Genomic DNA, 25,670 nt, shown 5'->3' with positions numbered 1-25,670 from the left:
CAAGGAGACACTGTATGGCAAGCTTTTCCCACGCGGTGGGTACACAAACTTACCGCTTCGACAGCCTCAAGGACGTGATGGCCAAGGCCAGCCCCGCACGTTCCGGGGATTTCCTCGCCGGCGTGGCCGCGCAGAACGACGGCGAGCGGGTGGCGGCGCAAATGGCGCTGGCCAATATCCCGCTGAAACACTTCCTCGACGAAGCGCTGATTCCTTACGAAAGCGATGAAGTCACCCGGCTGATCATCGACACCCACGACAAGCAGGCGTTTGCGGTGGTCAGCCACCTGACCGTCGGCGGCCTGCGCGACTGGCTGCTCAGCGATGCAGCCGACGAAACTAGCCTGCGCGCGCTGGCGCCAGGGCTGACACCGGAGATGGCCGCCGCCGTCTCCAAGATCATGCGCGTGCAGGACCTGGTGCTGGTGGCGCAGAAGATCCGCGTGGTCACCCAGTTCCGCGGCACCATGGGCCTGCGCGGGCGTTTATCCACACGGCTGCAACCGAACCATCCTACAGACGAACCAGCCGGTATCGCCGCGAGCATTCTCGACGGCCTGCTCTACGGCAACGGCGACGCCATGATCGGCATCAACCCGGCCACCGACAGCATCGCCTCGATCTGCGCGATGCTGGAGATGCTCGACGCGATCATCCAGCGCTACGAGATCCCGACCCAGGCCTGCGTGCTGACCCACGTCACCACCTCGATCGAAGCGATAAACCGTGGCGTGCCGCTGGACCTGGTGTTCCAGTCGATTGCCGGCACCGAGGCGGCCAACGCCAGTTTCGGCATCAATCTGAACGTGCTGCAGGAAGGCTACGACGCGGGCTTGAGCCTGAACCGCGGCACCCTGGGCCAGAACCTGATGTATTTTGAAACCGGCCAGGGCAGTGCCTTGTCGGCCAATGCGCACTTTGGCGTCGACCAGCAAACCTGCGAAACCCGCGCGTATGCGGTGGCGCGGCACTTCAAGCCGTTCCTGGTGAACACCGTGGTCGGTTTTATCGGCCCCGAGTACCTGTACAACGGCAAACAGATCATCCGCGCCGGCCTCGAAGACCACTTCTGCGGCAAGTTGCTGGGCGTGCCGATGGGTTGCGACATCTGCTACACCAACCACGCCGAAGCCGACCAGGACGACATGGACACCCTGCTGACCCTGCTCGGCGTGGCCGGGATCAACTTCATCATGGGCATCCCCGGCTCCGACGACATCATGCTCAACTACCAGACCACCTCGTTCCACGACGCCTTGTATGCCCGGCAAACATTGGGTTTAAAGCCGGCGCCGGAATTTGAACAGTGGCTGGCGAAAATGGGCATCTTCACGCAAGCCGACGGCAAGGTGCGCTTCGGCAACAGCCTGCCACCAGCGTTTCGCCAAGCCTTGGCGCAATTGGGATGAAGGAGCCGCCTGTGCAACTCGACCTACCAGAGAACCCGTGGCTGGAGCTGCGCCGCCTGACCCCGGCGCGCATTGCCCTGGGCCGTACCGGCACCAGCATTCCCACCACTGCCCAACTGGACTTCCAGTTTGCCCACGCCCAGGCGCGCGATGCCGTGCACCTGCCCTTCGACCATGCCGGCCTCAGCGGCCAGTTGGCCGAGCGCGGCCGTGACAGCCTGCTGCTGCACAGCGCCGCGACGGACCGGCACAGCTACCTGCAACGCCCGGACCTGGGGCGGCGCTTGAGCGATGAATCGGCGCAGACGCTGCGTGACCATGCAGCGGCCAATCCCGGTGGCGTGGACTTGGCGGTGGTGGTAGCCGATGGCCTGTCCGCGCTGGCCGTGCATAAACACACGTTGCCGTTTCTGACACGCATGGAAGAACAGACCCACGCCGAAGGCTGGTCCTTGTCGCCCGTGATCCTGGTGGAACAAGGCCGCGTGGCCGTGGCCGATGAGATTGGCCAACTGCTCGGCGCGAAGATGGTGGTGATCCTGATAGGCGAACGGCCTGGGCTCAGTTCGCCGGACAGCCTGGGCCTGTATTTCACCTACAACCCCAAGGTCGGCCTTACCGATGCGTATCGCAATTGCATCTCCAACGTGCGCCTGGAAGGCCTGAGCTACGGCATGGCCGCCCATCGCCTGCTTTACTTGATGCGAGAGGCGTGTCGCCGGCAGCTGTCGGGGGTCAACCTCAAGGACGAGGCGCAGGTTCAGACCATCGAATCGGATGATCCAGACCTGATGAAAGGTAATTTCCTGCTCAGTTCACCGGATGACTGATCGCTGCACGATTGCGCTTTTTCACGCCATTAGGCAGCATCGAGTCACGGCCGCTTGTGTGGTCATACCCCATTTGGAAGTTGAGGCCTGGCATGCGGATTACTCAAGCGACCCTGGAACACCTGGACCTGTTGACCCCGTTGTTCGTCAAATACCGCGAATTCTACGGGGCGTTGCCCTTCCCGGACTCGTCGCGGGCCTTCCTGGAAAAACGCCTGCGGCGCAAGGAGTCGGTGATTTACCTGGCCCTGGCCGATGATGACGACAAGAAGCTGCTGGGGTTTTGTCAGCTGTATCCGAGCTTTTCGTCGTTGTCGCTCAAGCGCGTATGGATCCTCAACGACATCTATGTGGCCGAAGACGCTCGCCGGCAATTGGTGGCGGACAACCTGATGCGCACGGCGAAAAAAATGGCCAAGGAAACCCATGCCGTGCGGCTGCGGGTGTCCACCAGCAGTGACAATGAAGTGGCGCAGAAGACGTATGAGTCGATTGGGTTTCGTGAAGACACGGAGTTCAAGAACTACGTGTTGCCGATCAGCGAGGACTAGCGCCCAATTAACATTAGTCTCCTGTGGGAGCTGGCTTGCCTGCGATAGCGGTGGACCAGCCAGCCCCCATTTCACAGACACTCCGGCATCGCAGGCAAGCCAGCTCCCACATTTGGATCGGTGTAGATCCTTACAAATCGCGACATCCCCCGCTACAAAACCAACAGGCTTTTCACCTCTCGATCCGTATAATGCGATCCTTTCAAGGATGTAAGAATCGCGACATACACTTGTAGCCTTTTACTTACCCTAGCTTCCGCACTGGCCTGCTGAGCCGAGCCATTCACACAGGTGCCATCCATGGATTTCAACCCGCTCGACCTTATCCTGCATCTCGACGTCTACCTCGACATGCTGGTAACCAACTACGGTCCGTGGATCTACGCCATTCTGTTCCTGGTCATCTTTTGCGAAACCGGCCTGGTGGTCATGCCGTTCCTGCCCGGTGATTCGCTGCTGTTCATTGCTGGCGCGGTGGCAGCCGGCGGCGGCATGGACCCGGTCTTGCTCGGCGGCCTGCTGATGTTGGCGGCGATCCTCGGCGACAGCACCAACTATGTGATCGGGCGAACGGTGGGCGAGCGATTGTTCAACAACCCGAATTCAAAAATCTTCCGCCGCGACTACCTGCAAAAAACCCACGATTTCTACGACAAGCACGGTGGCAAAACCGTGACCCTGGCGCGTTTCCTGCCGATCCTGCGCACGTTTGCGCCGTTCGTCGCCGGCATCGCCCGGATGCCTTACCCGCGTTTCTTCGGTTTTAGTGTACTGGGCACCATCCTGTGGGTCGGCGGCCTGGTGACCCTGGGTTACTTCTTCGGCAACGTGCCATTTATCAAGAAAAACCTCTCGCTGCTGGTGGTGTTTATCATCCTGCTGTCGCTGGTGCCGATGATCATTGGCGTGTTCCGCAGCCGCTTTGGCCGTACGTCCTCCGAAGCCAAGCCGCAGTAACTGGCGATGTGGTCCCTCAGCGCCTGGCGTCGCCGGCGCCTGCTGGCCAAGCACCCGATTGCCGATGACACCTGGCAACGGGTGCGCCAGCACCTGACCTTTCTCGACGGCATCAGCGCCGAACAGGACCAATGGCTGCGCGAAGCCTGCGTGGTCTTCCTCGCCGAAAAACACCTCACCGCCCTCCCCGGCGTCGAACTGCACCAGGAACAACGCCTGCTGCTCGCCGCCCAGGCGCAATTACCCTTGATGAACCTGGGCGACCTCGACTGGTACCAAGGCTTCCACGAAATCGTGCTGTACCCCGACGACTTCCTCAGCCCTCAGCGCCATCGCGACAGCAGCGGCATCGAACACGAATGGGACGGCGAACACAGCGGCGAAGCCTGGCAACAGGGCCCGGTGATCCTCGCCTGGCCCGGCGTGCTGGCCAGCGGCAACTGGGAAGGCTACAACCTGGTCATCCACGAACTGGCGCACAAACTCGATATGCTCAACGGCGACGCCAATGGCCTGCCGCCGCTGCACCACGACATGCGCGTGCAAGAGTGGGCCAGCGTGATGCAAGGCGCCTACGACGACCTCAATCGCCAACTGGACGCCAACCCGGATGCCGAAACAGAGATCGACCCCTACGCCGCCGAAAACCCGGCCGAGTTCTTTGCCGTCACCAGCGAATACTTTTTCAGCGCCCCGGATTTACTGGTCAACAGTTATCCACAGGTGTACGCCCAACTCAGCCGCTTTTATCGCCAGGATCCCCTGGCCCGCCTGCACCAACTGCAAGCCAGCGACCCGCGTTATCAGCCGCAAGGCGAATGACCGTACGACGTCTGGCGCATGGCATCGGCGCCAGAATGTGCCTATAATCGCCGCCACTTTTAGGCCAATCCGGCCAAGTTTCTTGGCCAATTAACGGGGGCAACGCCCAATGAGCTACAGCAAGATTCCGGCTGGCAAAGACCTGCCGAACGACATCTACGTCGCCATCGAGATTCCGGCCAACCACGCGCCGATCAAATACGAAATCGACAAAGACAGCGACTGCCTGTTCGTTGACCGTTTCATGGCCACCCCGATGTTTTACCCGGCCAACTACGGTTTCATCCCCAACACCCTGGCTGACGACGGTGACCCCCTCGACGTACTGGTCGTAACCCCTTACCCGGTTACCCCAGGCTCGGTTATCCGCGCGCGCCCAGTCGGCATCCTGAACATGACCGACGACGGCGGCGGCGATGCCAAAGTCATCGCAGTGCCACACGACAAGCTGTCCCAGCTGTACGTGGACGTGAAGGAATACACCGACCTGCCGCCACTGCTGCTGGAACAGATCAAGCACTTCTTCGAGAACTACAAAGACCTCGAAAAAGGCAAATGGGTGAAGATCGACGGTTGGGGCAACGCAGACGCCGCCCGCGCCGAGATCCTGAAGTCGGTTGCCGCCTACAAAGGCTGATAACCGCGCCTCATGGCGACAGCAATAAAAAAAGCCCCGACTATTCGGGGCTTTTTTGTGCCCGGCGTTAAACGCCAAGTTCAATAAAGAGCAACTAACGTTTAACAATACAAGACTTCTGAAAAAACAAACCACAACTAAGCAAAAGCCTACATGCGCAAATCAACGCATGGTTTATTTGATTTACTTCCCCCGCCAGTAAACTCTGCGTTTATGAATACATCAGGTGATCGTTTAAAAGCGCTGTTACGGGAAGTTCATCTTTCCGCGTCGGACTTCGCCAAGAACCGCGGCGTCACGCCTCAACACGTGAACAACTGGTTCAAGCGCGGCGTCCCCATGGGCCGACTCAACGAGATCGCAGAACTGCTGTGCGTCTCCAGTCGCTGGCTGAACACCGGCCTTGGCCCCAAACACCCGCCGGCCAACTTTCTGTTGGACGGTCCCACTGCAAGGAATGCACTGCCCACCCGCGAAGACAGCGGCAAATACCTCACAGGCCCAGCCTGCGCCCCGGAAAAAATCGACGTGGAGATCCCCCTCCACCCCACCTTCACCTCCACCGAGCGCATCCGCGTCTCCCTGCACACCCTCGAAGCCCTCAGCGTAAACCCCGACCGCGCGGTCGGCGCCTACATGGCCGACAACAGCATGATCGACATCATCCAACAAGGCGCCACCCTCGCCATCGACAGCGGCCGCACCCAAATCGTCGACGGCGAAATCTACGCCGTCGAACACGATGGCATGCTGCGCATCAAATACCTCTACAACCGCCCGGGCGGCGGCCTGCGCATGCGCAGCCACAACACCGGTGAACATCCCGACGAATACCTCACCTACGAAGAGCGCTTCGAACAAAGCGTGCAAATCGTCGGCTGGGTATTCTGGTGGTCCACCCTCAACAACCGCCGCCCACCCGTCCCCCTGGATGAACACCTGTTGGGCTGGGAAGGCTCTAAATCGGAACCGGAGGTGGGCATTTGAGGTGAATATGGGTATCATGCGCCGCACATTTGGCAGGGGTTGGCTTTAGGCTATTCACCCTGCTCGGCGAAGCGGAGGAGTTCCCGCGGATGCCCGTACTATTCAGTCAGACGCGATGTTGGCTGAGCGATTTGAAGGCTGTTGAGGCTTGTCAAAAACAAGCTGAAGCAGTCAGCGAGAAGCCGGCCACAAGCCGGCTTTTTAATTGTCCGAAATAATCCTATCCCGTCCGAGAATCTTCCTGATAGCTTAGCTATTCCGGGGGTTTCAAGCATTCCCCTGTCCGATGGTGTTCAACGCCATTTGACCTCATCCGACGATGAAGTGGGGGGACAGGTGGGGGGACAAAAGGGACGACAGGGGAAATCCAATGGGAAAGCTGAATCCGAAACAAGTTGAAAACCTAACCGAACCCGGCACCTATGAAGATGGTGATGGGCTTCGCTTGGTCGTCAAACCTACCGGGCGTAAATCCTGGCTGCTTCGCTTCCAACTGGCGGGCCGACGTAGAGAGATGGGGCTGGGCTCATTCCCTGAGGTGAGTCTCAAGAAAGCCAGACAAGATGCCAGTGCTAAACGTAGCCAATTGAGCGACGGTATTGATCCTCTGGCAGCCAGAGACATAGAGCGCGCTGCTCAACGGGAAGCCCAGCGTGCAAATGAAGCCAAGCAACTGAAGTTCGAGACACTCGCAACGGAATACCGTGATGCTCACGGCGCGGCATGGTCGGAGAAATGGCGTAAAGGCTGGCTGCGAAAGCTAGAGCTGTATGCGTTTGATCACATAGGCAAGCTGGCAGCCGAAGACATCGGTACTCCCGAAGTACTCAAGGTGCTGCAACCTATCTGGGCCACCAAAACGCGAACCGCCGATGAAGTACGTGGGCAAATTGAGCAGGTCCTGGACGCCGCCAAGGCACGCAATCTGCGAGTGGGTGAGAATCCTGCTCGCTGGCGCGGGCATTTAGACAATTTATTGAGTCGTGCTGAAAAGAAGAAGGCGCGGAAACGTGAGCACTTTGAAGCTTTGCGGTGGCAGGATGTACCGGCGCTGATGACCAAACTCAGGGCAAACCCCACACCACCGTCTTGGGCCGCTCAGCTGCTGATCATGACTAGCGCACGCGCGCACATGGTGAGGTTCGCTCGTTGGGATGAGTTTGATTTGGAAGCTTGCACTTGGTCTCTTCCGGACGAGCGCATGAAAATGCGTGTGGCATTTGTCGTCCCGCTTGCCGAGGAGGTGATAAAGCTGGTGCGAAGCATTCCACGAACTGAAGGAAGCCCTTATCTGTTTCCTGGCCAAGGTAAGTCAGGAGTGATGCATACAAACGCCATACGCACGCTTCTGCACAGCATGGAGTATGAACACATTACTCGACACGGCTTTCGTTCTTCATTTCGTGACTGGGCGGGTGAGTGCACACACTACCCTCGAGAGGTTTGTGAAATGGCACTCGCACATGACGAACGCGATCAGACTGAAGGAGCGTACTCTCGCTCCGACTTCCTCGATAAGCGAAGTGCACTTATGAGAGATTGGGCTGAGTTCATCTGCAAGTCGATGAACGATAAAACTAGGGCCCCTATCCCAGCTAAAAAAACAGCTACTGCACTGCCACGTTGAGCGGTCCTAGAAAACGAACCGGAATGCGCCCGCGCTATAACACTGAACTCCCTTTAAAACTAAATCGGTGACGCCATTATGTTTAAACAATTCGAGCTAGTACTCTCTTTATGCCTACCGCTCGAGTGGAGCGTAACTCCAAAGTCAGAGCTAGAGATAATGATAGAACAATCCAGACCTAAAGAAAAAATCTTTTCACCCACGCTAGAGGACCACTCCGTATACAGATACCTAATCTCCCTTGAGATTGAGGATGCCGGCAACAAGGTCCTCAACATAATAACTAAGCGCTACATGATGCTCCGCAAAACGCTTCCCAACGAAAACAAAATCATACTTGATCACACACTGAAGAATCTTTTAGAGTCGCAACAGCATAAAGAGGTAGAATTAGACAAGAAGTTAAAATCCATTCTTAACAAAGAAAAATTTGCTGCCTTCCGCCATATAAAAAACGCTTACTCAAGCATAGGAATGGCAATATTGCTTTCCCAGAAACCAGGCGACTTGGGGATTAAAATGTTGTGCGCTGGCTTACAAGAGCTTTACTCTGGCGACCAACGATTCTTTAAAGAGCAAATTAAAACAAGAGCAGAGATTGCCAAAGAAGGAGGCATGGCGCGCAAAGATCGTTACCTTGAAACCAAGAGAGAAGCCTGCAAACAACTTGACAAACTAACACCACCGGAAGGCTGGATTAAAGAGCTAGATGCATACAAAGCAATATTGCCGGAAATCAAAAAACACATGAAAGATAACGACACAAGATACCCTGCACAGAACACCATTGAAAATACATTAAGACGCTGGATAAAGGACGACCCTATCGTTTCCGCTTCCGTCAAGATCGCCCAACCTTAAACTCGTAACGACCCTGATGATTTAATTTTCTCGCGGCCTGCCCACTGATCGCCCTCCAACCTTTGGCGAGTTTCCTTTACCAAAAGATCTTCTATTATCAGGCATACAAGCGCTTACATATCGATCCGCCTTTGTAAGATAAACTGCTGCCTTCTCCTTTAGATTACTCAGCTTCTCTGCTTCATTGTAACTAATCATTCCCACACCACAGTACTTGTATCTATCTTTACTACCATTGCAGTTGTAGTACACGCCCCTCCCCTGGGTGATCACATTATTCCAGTGCTCACCTATCAGCTTTGCAATGACAATATCCTGCCGCACTTTCGCCCCATCTAAGAAAAACATCATGTGGTAATGATGGCCTTTCTCTCTCCCGTACTCGAGCTTCCATACATACCCTACCATACCCAGCTCAGGACACTTATTTTTCAAATAATCAATCAGCTCTATCCGATGCCCAACAATTTGCCCCGTAACAATGCGAAGCGCATCCAATCTATCACTCGGCTGGCTATAATCCTCAACGTCAAGTCTCCCCTTTCCATATGAAAAATCCACCCTCAACACCAGCAATCGAGAATATCGTGCAAACAAGGAATCTATGTAATCCACCAGTCCGGAGTAATTCTTAGCTGCCGACCGCAAATGCGCGGAAATTACCCGCTTGAATTTTCCGCTAGACATTCGCTTTTTCACTGCATCAACAAACTGATTTAAGCCACCAAAACACGCAGATAATTCTGTTTTTTCCACCTTATACGGATTTAACGGCTTTATGGCTTTATAACACTCATAAAAAACATTGACATAAGGATTTACTTTAAATAGAACCATGCCTCTCTCAAGCTCAACATAGTTTATAGAAACCGCTGAAACAACACAGGCTGCCTCCTTACTTAATTCCATTTCACCTCGACACTTCAGAGACTCCGCTCTAAAAATATCTCCTGATGATTTCTCCAATACACTTACAGCCCTCATGATCCTGCTAACCGAATCAAACAACATACCGTCTACGTCAACATGTGAAAACCGCTCACCACTTACCGAGTCATAAAAATCCTCAACAACTTTTTCTTTGTAAACTTCAACATACTCCCAATCACTAAAGCACATAGCTTCGCCACACCCATAGTCAACATGAATCATTTGTCTATTTAATTATTAACCACCACTATTCTTCTATCTACTACCTAATAACATATAGACCAATATTCAACCTCCCTTTTCAACCCAGAGATCCAACAAACAAAACTCAATATACGACCTAATTCCAGACCTAATTAAGCCCAACCATTTCCTTAAGTTAGCACGCATAAACTATATTAGACTGGTTTACTCTTACCTATTTCGAAGCTCACCTCTCTAAAGGATTATCAACGAGTGATTCAATCCATTCGTTAATGCTCGATTCCAACCAGCCTACCGCTGAACTACCAATTTTCATCGGTTTGGGGAACGAGTGGTCGTAGCGCGGTGACGCGGGGTTCATCCGGTCATAAATCGTTGAGCGCGACAACCCCACACGATCCAGCACCTGCTTAAGGCGTAAAACCCTGGGGTGGGTAGTGCTACTACCTGCCATTTACTGAACTCCAGACTGCGTTGGTACGCGATGGAACCACTCTAAAGAGTTTCCCTGGTCTAGAAAATTACCTGTGCTTGCGTAGAAGTTTTACGGAGTCGCGTCAACACACCAGGCGGGCGCCCACGGCTGTTTACCTCACGCGCGTACGCGTATACGGGCACGTGTATGCGCGCGCATTGGCTCGTCCCAGAGTTAGTTTTCAGACAAGCGACTTAGTTCTCATGTCAATTTCCAGCACAAAATGTCTTTTGCCCATCTTGTCCAACTCAATCTGATGCAATCCTGCGAGATCCGAACAGATTCCAGAGCACTGCTAACAAGCATAATTCAAGCCATACTCTTGATTATCGCAGCAATAATTAGACAAATGATCAATTGGCGTAAACCAACGATCTGAAGCACCAGTACAAAATATGATGGGAAAATCCATCAAAATTCAGCCAACGAAATTTCAGTCATACATCACGACCCTGTACCTCTGTGCACAAGCATCCTTCCACACTCGACAGCTCACCATTCAATTGGATCGCCTAGGCGGCTTCTTTGGTGAGCTCTATGCCCGTGCAATGACTTCATCACGACTCTCTACAGGAACCCTGCACATGAGCAATCAATGCCCACGCTGTCGCTCTAGCGCTGTCATCACGAAAGATTTCGCTAGGAAGGTCGGGGCCCTAATCGGCACCGTCGGTGGCACAGCCCAAGGTGTCACCGCCGCTATGGGCGGCGCCGAGGTTGGCGCTCTGATCGGCGTCGTGGCCGGTCCCGCAGGTGTCGTTGCTGGCGGTATGGCTGGGGCCATTCTCGGCGGATTAGCCGGAGCGGCGACCGGCTGTATCGCGGGCGCCAAACTCGGCGAAGTCATCGATGAGCGAGTTTTGGACAATTACGGTTGTCTCGACTGCGGATTGTCATTTAGCAACCGTCATTCTGCTTGAACGGATCGTCTCCCGCTTGACGCCACTACTGCTCTCCATCTGACCCATCACTCTCCCTCTCTAAAAACACTCCGCACGCCGACTGACTCCTGCTGAGTACTCAGCGGCTTCGCCGTGCGCCTATGAAAAGGAAGCTTCCATGACACACCTCATCGAACAAATGGCTTACGTTGGCGCTACTCCCTGGCATGGCCTGGGCAGTCGCCTTACAGAGAAACAGCCGCTGGAAGTCTGGCAGCGTGAAGCCGGCATGAACTGGCAGATTCAGGACAGCCCGGTTCATTTCAAAGCCGATACCGCTGGCCATCTAGGCAGCATTTACTCGTTCCCGGAACAAAAGGTGCTGTATCGCTCCGACACCAAAGCACCGTTATCAGTGGTCTCGCATCGCTATCAGGTAGTGCAACCTCGTGAAGTTCTGGAGTTCTACCGAGACCTGACGGAGTTCTCGGGCTACGAATTGGAAACTGCTGGGGTGCTCAAAGGTGGTCGCAAATTCTGGGCACTCGCCAGAACCGGTCAGGCAACAACGCTGAAGGACAATGATCGGGTCAACGGCTATCTGCTGCTGGCAACTTCCTGCGATGGCACACTGGCGACCACCGCCACCCCCACCACCGTTCGCGTGGTCTGCAACAACACTTTGAGCATTTCCCTAAACGGCGCCAGCCACGCCATCAAGGTTTCGCACAGCACACGCTTTGATCCGCGAGCTGTCAAAAAGCAACTGGGCATCGCCGTCTCGCAATGGGACGAATTCATGTACCGGATGCGCGCCCTCGCCGAACGCAAGGTTCAGACGAAAGAGGCCCTTTGCTTTTTTATGGACGTGCTGTGCGACACCGGAGCCAATGACCCCATTCCCAATGTACTGCCCAACAAGCGAGCTATGGAGAAGGTCCAAAACCTTTACGAAGGTAAAGGCCAAGGAGCTGACTTGGAGTCTGCTCGCGGATCAGCATGGGGCTTGCTGAATGCCGTGACTGAATACGTGGATCATGAAAGGCGCGCCAGGAGCTCTGAATATCGAATGGATTCGGCGTGGTTTGGGCAAGGCGCAGTAATTAAACAGAAGGCACTCGATGCAGCCTTACAACTCGTTGCGTGAACTATCGAACCACAGCACTGCCGAGCGCTCTCGCCTAAAGGGGCGCTCGGAATCATTTACTCCCAACACCCGCATTCCAGTACTGCGCCACCCACCCGCCAGTGCATCCACGCGTTCGGATAGGAATATCAGCATGAAATATCCCAAGCTCAGACCCGGTGAAGCGCCCGACACCTATGTCATGGAATCACCAGTCACCGAGTCCGACATCCTGCAGATGGCTCAACAACTCGCGATGTATCGTCTGTCTAAAGGACGGGCGTTGACTGAGCGTAGACTCGTAATCAGTCACCTACAAACGCTGCTGCAATTCCATGACTACGAGGTCCTTGCTTTGTTACTGCTCGATACTGAGCACCGGGTTATCGGCTTTAAGGAACTATTCAGGGGCACATTGGAGGTTTCCTGCGTGTCCCCTCGGGAGGTGGTCAAGATCGCCTTGGAGCACAACGCTGCGGCCGTGATTCTGGTGCATAACCATCCTTCCGGTGACCCGGAGCCCGGTCAAGCAGATCGAGCACTGACCGCACTTCTCAAAAATGCACTCAACCTGATTGGCACCCACATATTGGACCATGTCGTCGTGGGTCAAGAGAGCTGTGTCTCGCTGGCAGAACAGGGACAACTGTAGGAGCGCTTTGCCCTTGGTATGCACCAGGCGAGCCGATCAAGCTGGGCGAGGCAGCTACGTCCCCGACATGAACTAATATCGCCACAACTCAAGGAGGTTCCCATGGCGCTGATACGTTTTCTGATCACACTTCTCACCTTCGTCGGTGTATTGGCAAGTGTGTCACTGGTAGTGCTGGTGGTGATACTGATGCTGCGGTTTCCGCCAATATTGATCGCAGTAGGCATTGCCTTCCTACTCTTTCACTGGATGCTCAAACGCCTGCCCAGAATCGGATAAACAACATAAGGCGGACAGGGGGCTGAAGCACCTCCTGTTTGCCTAACAGCTATGTTATTTTTTTTCCGGATTGCTAAAAGTTTAAGCCCTTGTCGAACTCAGCAGGTCTGCCCCCGCATCTTTTTTCAGCAACTCATACACCACCGTCAGGAACACATCGCGCGTCGCCTCGTCGCTCAGCAGCTTGGTTGCCATGCTGGCGTGGCTGCTCATGGCACCGGCAATCGCTTGAATGGCTTTTGTCGGCAGGTCGGCCTTCATAGCCTGATCCATGGTGTTGTTCTGCACCTGGGCCATGACCACACTGTCGCTGCGCAGCTTTTCTGATACATGCACGGCAAAGGCCACCTGGTCGGTATCGGTAATGTCCTTACCGAAGGCGTTGTTGAGCTTCTCAATGAGCTCGGTGAGATATTTTTTCTCGCGATCGCGTGCTTCGCGCAGGCCGTTGTCGGTCATGCCATACAGACCGGGAACCTCGGCCAGCACGCCAACGCCGGTCAGGTCATCGCCTTTTTTGATCTTGTAGTGGGTCAATTTCAGATCCCCCAAATCGACCTGCTCGGCACTGATCCCTTTCAGACGCTTGCGCAGCAGCCGCGCATAGCTGGCGAAGGCTTCCAAAGCAGGATCAGCGAAGTCCACCAGTTGCGCGATGTACTCGTAAGCGCGGACGAACTTGGTCAGGCTCTCGCTAAAAACCATCAGTTCGTCACGCGCCTTGCAGTACTCGGCGCGCTGCACGTCGGCATACTCCATTCCCTTATCATCACCGCTGTCATGGGCAGACTCCCAGGCCTTTTCCCACTGGTCGATAGCATCGTTGAGCGTCTTGAGTTTGCCATTGAAGCGGTCGGTAGCTGACTGGGTCAGCGAGTAGAGCTTCTGGTGCGTGACATTCAGGTCAACGATGGCATTGCCGAACGCCTCAACCTCGGCCTGCTCATAAATGAACATGCCATCCAACCGTTGTTTGATGTCGTAGACGATGTTCGGGTCCTGAATGTCCGTCACCTGGGCATCGCGGTAGAAGGTTTTGAACCCCGCGAGGATTTCCTCGGCCTCGTTGGCAAAATCGATGACGTAGGTCTTGTCCTTGCCTGGGAAGGTGCGGTTCAATCGCGAGAGGGTCTGCACAGCCTCGACGCCGGAGATTTTCTTGTCCAAGTACATGGCCACCAGTTTGGGCTGGTCGAAGCCGGTCTGGTACTTGTTGGCGACGATCATCACCCGGTAATCAGGGGTATCGAACACCTTGCGCATATCGCGCCCATGTAAGCCAGGGTTCAGGTTGGTTTCACTGAACTGATGATCCGCAGGCAGGCTGCTTTCTTCTATATCGCTGTTAGGTACTTCGCCAGAGAAGGCCACCATGGCCTGCACATTGTCGTAGCCCTTGCGCTGACAGTAATCATGCAACGCCAGGTGATACTTCACCGCTGCTGCACGGGAGCTGGTCACTACCATTGCCTTGGCCTGGCCACCGAGCAGGTGAGCCACGTTTTTGCGGAAGTGCTCAACGATCAGCTCGACCTTCTGTCCGACGTTCACCGGGTTGAGTGCCAGCCATTTGGCCAACTTACGCCGGGCGCTCTTTTCGTCCACACGCGTGTCATCAACGAACTCGCTGCCGATTTTGAAAGCCACGTTGTAACTGGTGTAGTTCTTCAGCACATCCAGAATGAAACCCTCCTCGATGGCCTGCTGCATGGTGTAGAGATGGAACGGAGCCGGCGGGTTGTCCTGGCTCACAGGCAGCGCCGGGTTGCGCGGACGACCAAACAGGCTGAGGGTCGAATGCTTGGGGGTGGCGGTGAAGGCAAAGTAGCTGGCGTTACCCGGTCGGCTACGCGAGGCCTGCCACACGGATAGGCGCGCTTCCTTGGAGAGCTTTTCCCACTCGGCCTCGCTCTGGCCAGTCAGCACATAGCGCAGGTCATCGGCGGTACTGCCCCCAGTCGAGCTGTGCGCCTCGTCAATGATGATAGCGAAGCGACGGCCGCGCAGGCTCTGCTCGCCGAGAATGGTTTTCTGCGCATAGGGGAAGGTTTGCAGGGTGCAGACAATGATTGGCACACCCTCCAGCATTGCCTTGGCCAACTGCTGGCTCTTGGGCAAGCTGGATTGTTGACGGTCGATGGCGCACACCACCCCGGCTTGATGCTCGATCTGCTGAATGGCGTCCTGCAGCTGTTGATCCAGGACTTGGCGGTCGGTCACCACGATCACACTATGGAAGTACGGTTCGCCATCCGGACGGCGCACACGGATCAGTGAATGCGCGGTCCAGGCGATGGTATTGGTCTTGCCCGAGCCAGCGCTGTGCTGGATCAGGTAGGGTTGGCCCGCCCCTTCGATGCGCACGGCGTCAATCATCTGGGTCACGCCTTCCCACTGGTGAAAGCGCGGGAAGATCAGGCCTTCCTTGAAGTAGGTCTTGCCGTTGACATCCTGGGCTTCCTTGCGCTCCTGTAACACGAAGCGATGGAAGATGTGCAGCCAGTTGTCTTTCTGCAGCACATGCTCCCAGAGGTAACTCACCGGATAGCCGTTGTTGTCACCGGGCGGGTTGCCCGCTGCGCCATCGTTGCCCCTGTTGAACGGCAGGAAGAAGGTCGATTCACCTGCCAGTTTGGTGGTCATACGGATGTCGCTGTCGCTCATGGCGAAATGCACCACCGCACCCCGTTTGAAGGTCAGCAACGGCTCCAGTCCACCATTTTTGCGCTCAGGTTTGCGATCTATGCGGTACTGCTGCATCGCGGCTTGTACTGACTGGGTGAAGTCGGTCTTCAGCTCTACGGTAGCCACAGGAATGCCATTGATGAAGAAGGCCAAATCGATTTCATCGGCCTTGTCCAGCGAGTAGCGCAACTGCGGTACCACACGCAGTCGGTTGGCCGCGTAGCGCGCAATCACCGTCTCGTTGCGATGATCTTCCGGTAAGCCCTGGCTCATGACTAAGGTGCCGCCACCGGCCACGGCGAAGCCGTAACGCAGCAGGTTTACCGTGCCACCATCAACCTTTTTTTCCAGCTGTTTGACCAGCCGATCCAGCACCACATGGCGAGTGCCTGCGCCATTCATGGCCTGCAGCTTGGCCATGGCCTGCGGCTGGCTTTCCTCCAGCCAGCCGAGCACATCATCAGGGAACAGCGCCCGTGCCGAGTCATAGTCGGCTGACTTGCCGACCAACCAACCAGCAGCAGCTAGTTGCTCGACGATATGGCGTTCGAGTTCGCATTCGTGGTGGATGTGGCTCATGGGGGCGATCCTTCGTCTGGTCGGCCTCTATCTGAGAGAGGCAGCTCGTCTAAAATTGGTCTTGAATTTGTCTAGTGCTCGGTGCCGAGAGAATGAGCCACCAGTCAAATATCCATCAAATACAAAAACATCAGGCTAAAGCCGCAAGCGTACTGATTTAAAAGCTCCAGCCTTGTAAATATGTCGCCCAACAGACGACCAATCAAATACCCGTCAAATACAAAGTCACTCAGCCCAGTAATCGGCAATACGCTCCAGACTAATGACACCCTTGTAAAGTTATGGGTGCCTGATGACTGATTTGTTGTGCTGAACAATAAAGCTTAAGGCTTGCTCATTCTGCCTCCGGCTCAGGAGTAATTGTGATTAACTGCTGATCCTGCCAGGCCGCGTAGCTTTGCCCCGTACCTTCAACCACCCAGGAAGTACGACCGTTGGCGGCACGGCCGCAGACTACGGCGGCAGCCGCGCTCGGGCTAGAGAACGCGTAATCGTCGCGGAAGACCATATGCTCGCCGCCCTCAGCTACCAGCACGCCGTCTGCCACCAGTTGCTTGAATAGACCCTGATAGCCGCGCTCAGTACCTACCCACTCGGGGCGTGCCTTGGAGCCCTTGAGCACAAAGAACTCGCCGTCGATTTCCTGCCCTTCGGCGCTGAGGCGATAGCGGGGCACCTCCAGATTGAAGCGCGGCGAGTGGCTGACCGAAGTAGCCGGGCTAACACTGACGGTGGCGAAGGGCTTGCTCAGCTCACGCAAAAAGTCGAAGCCCAGCACCGGCAGCACGGTGCGAATCTGCTCCAGAAAGAAGGCCATATCAGCGCGATCGGACTCCGGCAGGCTGCCATAATCGTGCGCAGTGCCATTTATCAACTCGCATCGCCCTACATCATTAGCAATGCCAATAAGCAGGCTTTCCAAGTGTTTCACATGGGTCTTGGTCAGATTCTGGTCCTTGCTGGTGACAAGGCAGACCTTTTCCCAGAAGTCCTTGCCCCCCGCCGTACCCTCGGAGCCCTCCGGGCGGTTGTGCTGTTTGAGACGCTTAGCTACGTCGTCCGACTCGCCGATATATACCTTTGAGCGCAGGCTGTTGTCCGGGTCTGGGCCGACCAGAAAGTACACGCCAGTACGCCCACACTCAGGCCGCTGCACCAACTCGGCCAGTTTACTACGCGGGCCGGTCAACACATGCCCGGTCCAGTTCATGATCTCGGCGGTGAGCAGGCCAGTGGGGGTGCCATCCACCAGAAACAGGCGAATGCTGCGGCCCTGGCTCATACAGCCTCCCGCAGGTCGATCTGGCCGGTGACGGCGGCGGTAATCAGAGCAGAGCGGCGTTCTTTTAGTAGTTCGATACTGCGTTCGGTTTTGCTGCGTAAATTATCGAGCCTTGCGGTTTCAAGTTCTAGGCGAGCAGCTATAAGCACCTGCTCGGCGAAAGGTGGCCGAGGTAACTGGACACTATTTAGCGACTCACGGTTGATCTTCGGCATTGCGACACGATCAGCTTCTAAAACAGCAAATGCGGAAAATGGTTCGGAGAGAAGGAACCAGAAAAGAAACTGGTTACTCATCCCCGAGTGCCCACGCAGCGGATACATATCAGCACTACACAAGCCCACCTCAGGGGCCATGCAAACCTTTCTCAGTGCCGGGCGGATTTTGCTGTAAACAACATCGCCTTTTTGACACAGATACTTGCCGCTCTCTGCATTTTGCTCTTCTGCTGTCTCGGTGTAGAGAAGCCGGCCAGAACCAGATTCAATGTGGTTTGGTGCAAGCAGTAGCATCTCTAGATAAGGTGATTTTTCTGGATCAACTTGGCCTTCGGCGATAAAAACACACCGTTGGAAGCTGAGTACATCCCAATGTTCCGGCACCCCTCCCAGCCACTCCACGCCGGAATCCTTCATCTTCACATTCAGGTCGAGACCCTTGGTGACGGCATGGGTGATCAGAGCCTGACGTTTTTCGCGCAGCAGTTCGATAAAGCGGGTTTTCTTTTCCATCAGCGCGTCGATGCGAGCGGTTTCGCGTTCGAGGTGGGCTGCGATGACCTGCTGTTCCTCGAGCCCCGGCACACCCAACACAAAATCCTTAAATTGATCTTGGGAAAGGTTCTGCATGCTGGAACTAGTCCCAGTACAGACCATTTTTACCTGAGCTCGATAAGAGGCAGATTGAGACCAGAAATACACAAAAGATGAATTCGTACCTAAAAAACTGACTTGCCACAGTCTATCTGGGAGAAAAACTCCTTCTGGCGCGATATCAACCAAGCCAGCTGCACCAACAAGATCAGGTGTATTCATCCGACTAACAATCAGGGAGCCGACCACCAAAGGGCAGGTAGCGCGATCATATTCTTCGGGCAAAATGGCTTTATTCTCTGCAGGGTCAAACTTCCCACTGTAAACACAGCTTGTTTTCAGAACTCCATACTCACCTTGGGCTGCAGGCGTGTCAGTTGCGTTGACACTCGTGCCCGACTCGATTCCCGAAACTAAATGCTTGAGCTGCGACAGGCCCCAATGCTCAGGCACTCGCCCCAACCACTCCACCCCTGAATCCTTATAAACCGGATAAGGCCTGTAATGACTCACGCCGTCACCTCACCCAACAACGCGGCAATCTCGGCTTCGACGGTTTTCAGCTCAGCATCAATCTCAGTCAGCGCACGTGGCGCCTGGTAGACGTAGAAGAACCGGTTGAAATTGATCTCGTAGCCAACGATCCCGACCAGCCCGTCCTTTGCATCCGTCTTGCTGGTGTCGATCCAGGCGTCAGGCACATGGGGCAGCACTTCGCGTGCGAAGTACTCGTCGATGGACTGATTCAACGGCACATTCTCGTTTTCACGCAAGTCGCTATCGGCCTGCACATTGCCCTTGTCGTCCAGCACCGGCTGGGCGTCGCCATCACGCACGCCGAAACAACTCAGCGCGGCTTTCAGGGCGGCCTTGCCGAGCTTCTTGATTCCCGCCGCCTTGAGGAAGGCTGGCAAGCTGTCGAAGCTGCCTTCGACCTTGGCGAAGGCGTCGACTTGATCAGCCCCCTTGGTGGCCTGATATGCCGCGAGTTTGTCCGGTGTCACCGAGAAACGCAGGCGCAGCGGCCGCTCGACGGTGATGCGCCGGTAGCCGAAGTCGGTAGTGGCAAACACCTTGCTATTCGGCGCGTTTTCACCGGCCTCATGCAGCTTGGCGATGACGGCAATCTGCTGTTCAGAGAGAAACTTACGCTTACTGCCCAGACTTTTGCGCATGGGCGCATGCATGGCTGTGGCGTCGATCAGTTGCACCTGACCTTTGCGCGCGGCACCCTTGTGGCTGGACAGCACCCAGATGTAGGTGCCAATGCCGGTGTTATAAAACAAGTCGTTCGGCAGGGCGATGATCGCCTCCAGCCAATCGTTCTCAAGAATCCAGCGGCGGATCTCCGACTCGCCGGAGCCCGCACCACCATTGAACAATGGCGAACCGGACAGGACGATACCGATGCGCGTGCCGCCCTGCTCCGCCGGCTTGCGCTTGGACAACAGGTGCATGAGGAACAGCAACGAGCCGTCTCCCACACGCGGCAAGCCTGCACCGAAGCGCCCGGCGAAACCGAGACTGGTTTGCTCGTCCTGCACTTGCTTCTGCACCTTCTCCCACTTCACCCCGAACGGAGGGTTGGCCAGGCAGTAGTCGAACTGCTCATGGGGCAGCAGGTCGTTGGATAGGGTGTTACCTAGCTTGATGTTTTTGGTGTCATAACCCTGAATCAGCTTGTCCGCCACCGAAATGGCGTAGGTTTCCGGGTTCAATTCCTGAGCGTAGGGCACCAAGCGGGCATTGGGGTTCCACTCGGCCACCTGTTCGATGGCCGATGACAGGAAACCGCCCGTACCAGCTGCGCAGTCGTACACGGTACGCACCAAGCCATCGCCATTCAGTGCCTGATGGTCAGGAGCGAAGATCAGGGTGGTGGCCAAACGCACCACGTCACGCGGGGTAAAGAACTCCCCTGCGGTGTCGTTGGCAGATTCAGCGAACTTACGGATCAGGTGTTCAAACACCAACCCCATCTCGTGGTTACTGATGGTGTCTGGGTGCAGGTCGATGCTGGCGAATTTTTGCGTTACCAGATACAGCAGGTTGGCGTTTTCCAGCTTGTTCAACCAGCCATCGAAGGCGAAGTGCTCGAACACCTGACGGGCGTTTGCGGAGAACTTGGCGATGTAGTCCTCTAGGTTGGCGCGGGTGCTGGTAGAGCCAACACTGGCCAGAGCGAACTGCGAAACGTTGTAGAAGGTGGCACCGGCGGCGGCGGGCAGAATTAAATCCATATCCACGCCACTGGCCTGCATGGCCAGGTACTGACTACGCACCTTTTCGCGAGTAGGCTCCAGCACACACTCCAGACGACGCAACACAGTGAATGGCAGGATGATGCGACCAAATTCCGACTGCCTGAAATCGCCACGCAGCACATCGGCCACGCTCCAGATGAAGTCGGCTAGGTTTTGCTGGTTCACGGGGAGTCCTTATTTAAGGTGTATCGCAGAGAAGGATTCAGCCAGTAAACGACGGTCAGCAGCCTCTCTGTGATGCGCTATTACGAATAGCTGAACCTTAACCGCTTGGGCAAATCAGAGCCAGCACGAAGGCTTCGACCTGTAGATTTTTCAAGCAGTTGCCTTGTGAACACTCGCACGTGTACTGAACGGTTTTAGAAAAAGGCATGATGCTGGCACCCATCGTTTTACAGCGGTGTCTTAGCAGCCGTTGCAACCGAGCATACGACAGCGATGGCCGGACACCTGGGTCACAGCCTTGAAGAGGTAGTTCACACGGCGCAAGAGGTGGTTGTCGTTACTGTGGCGACGCTTTAGCCTGCATGTCAGGAGAAAGATTCCGTGAGGCTAAAAACGGTGTCCACCTTGTGGACACCGTCACCCTAAGCGCTGCGACCAAACGAAATGTTGGTCCTACGTACAAACCAAGGACACTAAAAATTCTGAGGCCGTAACTAACTGTTCCGCACCAAAGCCGACCAAATAACGCGGCCAATTTGAATCTTAAAACTTGACCTCATACTCCAGACAAATAAGCCTCATCGAAGGAGAAGAATAGGCGAAGACCGTGGCGAGGGCACACCTGGGTAAGAGGAAAAACAAACCTTTTGACCCACCGATGGGGAGACGCTACCGTAAAAATTAGACACATGAAAAAACTTATCCTCAGACACCCCATCCTCAGCAATGAACCCTGCCGTAGCTGTACCACCGCCTTGATAGTTGATAGGGTAGCGAGTAATTCGCCCAACTCTGCGAGCACCCGTCGCATACGTTAAGGAGTTAAAGCTCCTCATCACTTCTTCTGCGGTAGGTCTTTCATCAGGCTCTATCGCCAAGCAACTAATCAACAGCTCCCAAACATTGCGCTCCAACTCGCCAGTATCAGGATGCTTACCAAACCAAGTAGGTTGAGCGATTGAGTACTTTCCAACTTGGTATAGGGTGACGTTCTTAATAGCCATTCGCCCAGTACCAAATGGAGGCACTCCAGCCAACAAGTGATATATCACGCACCCCAAAGCCCATACATCCATAGGCATGCCGGCCTTCTTCCAATCGTCCCAGCATTCAGGAGCCATGTAAGGAACAGCACCCAGCAATGTATTGGACGAAAGCAGCGTAGATTCGTCCTCCGCAAAAAGCTCCATCTCTGCAGCAATTTCAGCTTCAGCAAGTTTTGCGATTCCGAAATCCGTAAGCTTAATAGACTCCATTGAAGCATCAATCGAAGTCATGATATTGCTAGGCTTGAGATCTCTATGACATATACCCACCTTGTGGGCTTCATGCAAAGCTTTCGCAATATGATGAGAAACATGCGCGGCAAGATACGGATCCAGAAACAGGTAGTCGTTAGCTAAGCGATCGCCTAAATCTCGGCCGGAGATAAATTCCTCAACCATAAAAGTAAAGGAATCATCTTCAAAATAATCAAGTGTTGCGGCGATATTAGGATGATTGACGCGCGCCCCCATCTCCGCCCCACGTCGAAATCGTCTATCTTTAACACCTGCCTTAGGGGTTTTTACGGCGATGTGCCTATCAAGCGTACGATCGTAGGCATAATAAACTTCCTGCATACCACCCGCAGCGTGAAACCGTATGATCTCGTAACGATCAACAAGTACTTGCCCTGGACTTAGACGAAGTTGATTCACAGTATCACCTCGGGATGAGAGGAGGAGAAGGTTACCCAGTAACGGTTATTCCTGAGCTCAGCGCGGCCAAAAGTCAACACGCATGCATCATGCAAAATAGCCCCAGGGACCGCAACGCGATTATTGATGTAGACATCACCCTCGACGCTGGTTATTTCGAAGCGCACGCCATTATAGACCGCAACTATCCCACCTAGACCGTTAAACTTTAACCCTACCCGCCTATTATCTTTCGAGAGCTGATAGAGATTACTATTGTAAACAAAAGTTCCCCTATGCTCATCCCGCACGAGATGATTCTGAATGACATCGCAAAACTTCTTTGCGGCAGGACGTAAAGCAGGATTAGTCGACAAACAAGAATCAATGAGATCGACGACTTCTTCCGCTAGCTTCCCACTCATAACCGTGTCTATTGAAGGCACGCCAGCAGAGGTCTGAGGTGGCCTTTCGAATAACACGCTAGGTGTATTCGCACTGGCAAGAGCCCAAGCACAGACACCTAGCGCATAAATATCCATTTCTTTTGTGATGCATGCACCAGTTACGAATAACTCGGGGGCCGCGTACACGAAAGTGCCACGATTAAGCACCGTATGGTAATCCACCCCTTCAACAGAAATACCAAAATCAAAGAGCTTAACTATGCCAGCGGAGGAGGTTTTTATATTATCAAGCTTCAGATCCCTATGGATAATATCAGCAGCATGCAATGCAGCTAAGGCTTGCGCGATTTGATAAACCACCTTCAAATAGCCTGTAGGATCACTCGAAGCTTCCAAATGGAACTCCTCGAAAGATCGACCTTTGAGATGCTCAATTATGATCCCTTGGACTGATCCACTCTCATCTTTGATAACATCATAGATTTCGACTATATGTTTAGATCGGGCTTTGGCCAACATCTGAATTTCATTACGAAGCTGCGCATCATCGTGCCCAGACTGCATAAATTTAAATAGAACATCCCTCCCCAAAAAATTATCTCGGACAGGTTGAACGCTACCAAACCCACCACTCATCAACGTATTTGTAACTGCCGAGTATCTACTGGGTAAATTTATCATCTGATTCCATTCAATCTTTAGGGTCTGTACTTGGCTCGGGATCGACCGAAATTTCAATCTTCGCACGCGCTACTTTTTTTCTTTCTAACGCAGGTTCTTCGACGATTTTAAAATCAAGCTGCTCCGGCTTTTTATGCTCTTCTACTCCCGAGCGGACATACTTCTTGCGCAACGCCTTTCGAATATCCGACTTCATAATTGGCCGCTCTGAATCAGGCAGGCGCGAAGCCGATGCCGAAGCAGAAAGTATTACTTTAGTGTTTCCGATCCAGGCTTGAATTTTCAGCAACCCTGATTCAGCCCTGGGGATATTTGAAATAGCATCCTTAATTTTTTCAATTACAACAATAGACGCATTGTCAATCCCACCCGTCCAGTTTGACAGTGAAATTACTCTGCTGACGGCAGCGGTTGCAGAGGGTGCTTTTTTTAGCAGGGCATTAAATCCTTCTTCGGCTCCCTTCCATGCGCCGTCCGTAGCTACAACGACACCGTCATTCAGGTGGTCGGGATCTAAAAGAGTTATTCGAAGATCACTGGCGGTCCTGCTTTCTTCTCCGATTGCCTGCGATAAACTCCCACCAAATCCCCGAAAGCGAAGAGCAGAGGGATCTTTAATGGCAAGCTCGGAAAGCTCGTTCTCCATTGTGTCATCTCTGCTGATTTGGACTAACCGATCTTTGAGGGGGGACCAAGCGTAGATCCGACTGTCGCCGACATTCGTCGCCGCCATTTCTCCGTAGCCTGTCGCTATTAATACGCTGAGCGTGGTGGCACCCTTTCCGCGAAGACTTTCACGGACGCGATCATCAACACGTCTAACTAGTCGAGGAAGCAGGATTGAAAGGGGAACGCTAGAGCGGTTGTGCGCCAGCTCCTCTAAAAAGACAGTTAATGCGATTGATGCGGCGACATCCCCCATGTCTGTACCGCCCACGCCATCGCACACGAGCACGACAAAGTAGGCCTCGCCATCAGCTGCTGAGATTTGGGCTACCGCTACCCGGTCCTCATTTCTCGAACGGACTAACCCCACACTGGTGCCAATAGCGACGGATAGGTCAGCAATGGCCACCGGCGGCATTGCATTCCAGGAGGCGCGTTCTATTTCCAAATACAAATCACGACCGATCTGGGAAGTGATGGTCTTTCTAAACTCTGCAGAAAAAGAATTCATGTGCTCACTGACTTAGGCTCTTGAGGGCATGTGGGGAGGCGCATGGTGACGCGAGGCGCGGACTACAGACCTGAGAACGGAAAGCGCGGATTCGATGCGCAGGATGGTCGTCGACATTATTAAGGCGAACAGATCTCACTTGTAGCGCTAGCAATGCCCGCTGCCAATGTATTACGTTCAAGCTCATGTCCTTTTGAGGCTGTACGCCTGGTCTGATCTTGACCCGAGTCAACCAGAAAATCCCGTTTCGGCAGGGTAGCTTGCTCCGCACACGGCCCGGTCGCATATCACGGCGGCGAATGCTTCGCCTGATGGAAACGCCGATTGCTCGTAGCTTAGCAAATTCCCTTAGCCTAGCAACACGCTAGAGACCTACTGCTGGTCTTCCGCCAACCAGCGCCTTTAAACTTCCACTGTGATGATGCCCCCATTGAGCACAGGCCTTCTGGTATCGCGCATTCAAAATGGGGGGACAACTGGGGGGGCACACCAAAAACAAAATTAAAAATCACTAAGAATCATTGACTTAAGTAAAAATAACGCCGCCCACAAGCCGGCTTTTTAATGCCCATGATTTTGTTACCGGCGACTCGCCTCCCCCGCAGACATAACCTCTGAAGTCATCTCGAAAACCTCCTTCAAATTAAAACCCCTCTGCTAGCCCTCGAAAATCAGCCAAAACCCCACCCCTGTGTTCCCCCCACCCACCTG

At 54.4% G+C, this 25,670-nt stretch carries 22 protein-coding genes; 13 read left to right on the top strand and 9 right to left on the bottom strand.

Annotated elements, in window-relative coordinates:
* Window positions 1–14 precede the first annotated feature (14 nt).
* The 9 genes from J1G37_RS15630 (at window position 15) to J1G37_RS15590 (ending at window position 8,681) form a co-directional block, all read left to right on the top strand.
* On the top strand, window positions 15–1,409 hold the full coding sequence (locus J1G37_RS15630) for an ethanolamine ammonia-lyase subunit EutB (RefSeq protein ID WP_207043112.1): 1,395 nt from the start codon (window positions 15–17) through the stop codon (window positions 1,407–1,409).
* A complete protein-coding gene (eutC, locus tag J1G37_RS15625; RefSeq protein ID WP_207043110.1) occupies window positions 1,406–2,239 on the top strand; it encodes an ethanolamine ammonia-lyase subunit EutC in 834 nt (277 codons plus the stop codon). The genes J1G37_RS15630 and eutC overlap by 4 nt, the downstream gene beginning before the upstream one ends.
* A 92-nt stretch (window positions 2,240–2,331) precedes the next feature.
* Window positions 2,332–2,790, top strand: a complete 459-nt coding sequence (locus J1G37_RS15620; RefSeq protein ID WP_017735604.1) for a GNAT family N-acetyltransferase — start codon at window positions 2,332–2,334, stop codon at window positions 2,788–2,790.
* A gap of 300 nt (window positions 2,791–3,090) precedes the next feature.
* Window positions 3,091–3,747, top strand: coding sequence for a DedA family protein (locus J1G37_RS15615; RefSeq protein WP_122486079.1), 657 nt, complete (start codon window positions 3,091–3,093; stop codon window positions 3,745–3,747).
* 6 nt (window positions 3,748–3,753) lie between these two features.
* Window positions 3,754–4,569: a M90 family metallopeptidase gene (locus tag J1G37_RS15610; RefSeq protein ID WP_207043108.1), complete on the top strand. Its 816-nt coding sequence runs from the start codon at window positions 3,754–3,756 to the stop codon at window positions 4,567–4,569.
* A 109-nt stretch (window positions 4,570–4,678) separates the two neighbouring features.
* Window positions 4,679–5,206, top strand: coding sequence for an inorganic diphosphatase (gene ppa / locus J1G37_RS15605; protein WP_003219382.1), 528 nt, complete (start codon window positions 4,679–4,681; stop codon window positions 5,204–5,206).
* 213 nt (window positions 5,207–5,419) lie between these two features.
* Window positions 5,420–6,193, top strand: a complete 774-nt coding sequence (locus J1G37_RS15600) for a helix-turn-helix transcriptional regulator (protein WP_207043106.1) — start codon at window positions 5,420–5,422, stop codon at window positions 6,191–6,193.
* Between the two features lie 370 nt (window positions 6,194–6,563).
* Entirely contained in the window at window positions 6,564–7,820 is a 1,257-nt protein-coding gene (locus J1G37_RS15595; RefSeq protein ID WP_207043104.1) for an integrase arm-type DNA-binding domain-containing protein, read from the top strand.
* 294 nt (window positions 7,821–8,114) lie between these two features.
* Window positions 8,115–8,681 carry a hypothetical protein gene (locus J1G37_RS15590; RefSeq protein ID WP_207043102.1) on the top strand — a complete coding sequence of 189 codons (567 nt, stop codon included), beginning with the start codon at window positions 8,115–8,117 and terminating at the stop codon, window positions 8,679–8,681.
* Between the two features lie 21 nt (window positions 8,682–8,702).
* Here J1G37_RS15590 and J1G37_RS15585 read toward each other — a convergent pair whose 3' ends face one another.
* The gene (locus J1G37_RS15585; protein ID WP_207043101.1) at window positions 8,703–9,833 is read right to left on the bottom strand and encodes an inovirus-type Gp2 protein; all 1,131 of its coding nucleotides are present in this window, start codon (window positions 9,831–9,833) and stop codon (window positions 8,703–8,705) included.
* Window positions 9,834–10,041: 208 nt separating this feature from the next.
* Window positions 10,042–10,269 (bottom strand): AlpA family transcriptional regulator, encoded by a 228-nt coding sequence (locus tag J1G37_RS15580; RefSeq protein ID WP_207043100.1) that lies wholly within the window; start codon window positions 10,267–10,269, stop codon window positions 10,042–10,044.
* A gap of 605 nt (window positions 10,270–10,874) precedes the next feature.
* Between J1G37_RS15580 and J1G37_RS15575 the strand changes: the two genes are divergently transcribed.
* From J1G37_RS15575 to J1G37_RS15560, 4 genes are all read left to right on the top strand, one after another.
* Window positions 10,875–11,210 (top strand): hypothetical protein, encoded by a 336-nt coding sequence (locus J1G37_RS15575; protein WP_207043277.1) that lies wholly within the window; start codon window positions 10,875–10,877, stop codon window positions 11,208–11,210.
* A gap of 139 nt (window positions 11,211–11,349) precedes the next feature.
* Window positions 11,350–12,318 carry a DUF932 domain-containing protein gene (locus tag J1G37_RS15570; RefSeq protein ID WP_207043099.1) on the top strand — a complete coding sequence of 323 codons (969 nt, stop codon included), beginning with the start codon at window positions 11,350–11,352 and terminating at the stop codon, window positions 12,316–12,318.
* 133 nt (window positions 12,319–12,451) lie between these two features.
* Window positions 12,452–12,949 (top strand): JAB domain-containing protein, encoded by a 498-nt coding sequence (locus J1G37_RS15565; protein WP_207043098.1) that lies wholly within the window; start codon window positions 12,452–12,454, stop codon window positions 12,947–12,949.
* Between the two features lie 102 nt (window positions 12,950–13,051).
* Entirely contained in the window at window positions 13,052–13,228 is a 177-nt protein-coding gene (locus J1G37_RS15560) for a hypothetical protein (protein WP_207043097.1), read from the top strand.
* An 81-nt stretch (window positions 13,229–13,309) separates the two neighbouring features.
* On the opposite strand, the gene J1G37_RS15555 is transcribed toward J1G37_RS15560, so the two are convergent.
* The 7 genes from J1G37_RS15555 to J1G37_RS15525 all read right to left on the bottom strand — a co-directional run bounded on the left by J1G37_RS15555 (window position 13,310) and on the right by J1G37_RS15525 (window position 24,959).
* Complete coding sequence (locus J1G37_RS15555; RefSeq protein WP_207043096.1) at window positions 13,310–16,492, bottom strand: type I restriction endonuclease; 3,183 nt, start codon at window positions 16,490–16,492, stop codon at window positions 13,310–13,312.
* A 334-nt stretch (window positions 16,493–16,826) separates the two neighbouring features.
* Window positions 16,827–17,774 (bottom strand): GIY-YIG nuclease family protein, encoded by a 948-nt coding sequence (locus tag J1G37_RS15550; protein WP_207043095.1) that lies wholly within the window; start codon window positions 17,772–17,774, stop codon window positions 16,827–16,829.
* The gene (locus J1G37_RS15545) at window positions 17,771–19,099 is read right to left on the bottom strand and encodes a restriction endonuclease subunit S (RefSeq protein WP_207043093.1); all 1,329 of its coding nucleotides are present in this window, start codon (window positions 19,097–19,099) and stop codon (window positions 17,771–17,773) included. The genes J1G37_RS15550 and J1G37_RS15545 overlap by 4 nt, the downstream gene beginning before the upstream one ends.
* The gene (locus J1G37_RS15540) at window positions 19,096–21,015 is read right to left on the bottom strand and encodes a class I SAM-dependent DNA methyltransferase (RefSeq protein WP_207043092.1); all 1,920 of its coding nucleotides are present in this window, start codon (window positions 21,013–21,015) and stop codon (window positions 19,096–19,098) included. The genes J1G37_RS15545 and J1G37_RS15540 overlap by 4 nt, the downstream gene beginning before the upstream one ends.
* A gap of 578 nt (window positions 21,016–21,593) precedes the next feature.
* Window positions 21,594–22,715, bottom strand: a complete 1,122-nt coding sequence (locus J1G37_RS15535) for a protein kinase (RefSeq protein WP_347402349.1) — start codon at window positions 22,713–22,715, stop codon at window positions 21,594–21,596.
* Window positions 22,712–23,737 (bottom strand): protein kinase, encoded by a 1,026-nt coding sequence (locus J1G37_RS15530; RefSeq protein ID WP_242551612.1) that lies wholly within the window; start codon window positions 23,735–23,737, stop codon window positions 22,712–22,714. The genes J1G37_RS15535 and J1G37_RS15530 overlap by 4 nt, the downstream gene beginning before the upstream one ends.
* Before the next feature lie 55 nt (window positions 23,738–23,792).
* Complete coding sequence (locus J1G37_RS15525) at window positions 23,793–24,959, bottom strand: PP2C family serine/threonine-protein phosphatase (protein ID WP_207043081.1); 1,167 nt, start codon at window positions 24,957–24,959, stop codon at window positions 23,793–23,795.
* Window positions 24,960–25,670 lie beyond the last annotated feature (711 nt).

This window comes from Pseudomonas sp. Marseille-Q1929 (genome assembly GCF_017316265.1).
Taxonomy (GTDB): domain Bacteria; phylum Pseudomonadota; class Gammaproteobacteria; order Pseudomonadales; family Pseudomonadaceae; genus Aquipseudomonas.
Note: the sequence above shows the minus strand (reverse complement) of the source record. Positions and strands in the feature narration are given on the sequence as shown.

Excerpts from the sequence above, each read along its gene's own strand:
- J1G37_RS15630 (WP_207043112.1), top strand. The coding sequence starts at position 15 with ATGGCAAGCTTTTCCCACGCGGTGGGTACACAAACTTACCGCTTCGAC.
- eutC (WP_207043110.1), top strand. The coding sequence starts at position 1,406 with ATGAAGGAGCCGCCTGTGCAACTCGACCTACCAGAGAACCCGTGGCTG.
- J1G37_RS15620 (WP_017735604.1), top strand. The coding sequence starts at position 2,332 with ATGCGGATTACTCAAGCGACCCTGGAACACCTGGACCTGTTGACCCCG.
- J1G37_RS15615 (WP_122486079.1), top strand. The coding sequence starts at position 3,091 with ATGGATTTCAACCCGCTCGACCTTATCCTGCATCTCGACGTCTACCTC.
- J1G37_RS15610 (WP_207043108.1), top strand. The coding sequence starts at position 3,754 with ATGTGGTCCCTCAGCGCCTGGCGTCGCCGGCGCCTGCTGGCCAAGCAC.
- ppa (WP_003219382.1), top strand. The coding sequence starts at position 4,679 with ATGAGCTACAGCAAGATTCCGGCTGGCAAAGACCTGCCGAACGACATC.
- J1G37_RS15600 (WP_207043106.1), top strand. The coding sequence starts at position 5,420 with ATGAATACATCAGGTGATCGTTTAAAAGCGCTGTTACGGGAAGTTCAT.
- J1G37_RS15595 (WP_207043104.1), top strand. The coding sequence starts at position 6,564 with ATGGGAAAGCTGAATCCGAAACAAGTTGAAAACCTAACCGAACCCGGC.
- J1G37_RS15590 (WP_207043102.1), top strand. The coding sequence starts at position 8,115 with ATGATGCTCCGCAAAACGCTTCCCAACGAAAACAAAATCATACTTGAT.
- J1G37_RS15585 (WP_207043101.1), bottom strand. The coding sequence starts at position 9,833 with ATGATTCATGTTGACTATGGGTGTGGCGAAGCTATGTGCTTTAGTGAT.
- J1G37_RS15580 (WP_207043100.1), bottom strand. The coding sequence starts at position 10,269 with ATGGCAGGTAGTAGCACTACCCACCCCAGGGTTTTACGCCTTAAGCAG.
- J1G37_RS15575 (WP_207043277.1), top strand. The coding sequence starts at position 10,875 with ATGAGCAATCAATGCCCACGCTGTCGCTCTAGCGCTGTCATCACGAAA.
- J1G37_RS15570 (WP_207043099.1), top strand. The coding sequence starts at position 11,350 with ATGACACACCTCATCGAACAAATGGCTTACGTTGGCGCTACTCCCTGG.
- J1G37_RS15565 (WP_207043098.1), top strand. The coding sequence starts at position 12,452 with ATGAAATATCCCAAGCTCAGACCCGGTGAAGCGCCCGACACCTATGTC.
- J1G37_RS15560 (WP_207043097.1), top strand. The coding sequence starts at position 13,052 with ATGGCGCTGATACGTTTTCTGATCACACTTCTCACCTTCGTCGGTGTA.
- J1G37_RS15555 (WP_207043096.1), bottom strand. The coding sequence starts at position 16,492 with ATGAGCCACATCCACCACGAATGCGAACTCGAACGCCATATCGTCGAG.
- J1G37_RS15550 (WP_207043095.1), bottom strand. The coding sequence starts at position 17,774 with ATGAGCCAGGGCCGCAGCATTCGCCTGTTTCTGGTGGATGGCACCCCC.
- J1G37_RS15530 (WP_242551612.1), bottom strand. The coding sequence starts at position 23,737 with ATGAGTGGTGGGTTTGGTAGCGTTCAACCTGTCCGAGATAATTTTTTG.
- J1G37_RS15525 (WP_207043081.1), bottom strand. The coding sequence starts at position 24,959 with ATGAATTCTTTTTCTGCAGAGTTTAGAAAGACCATCACTTCCCAGATC.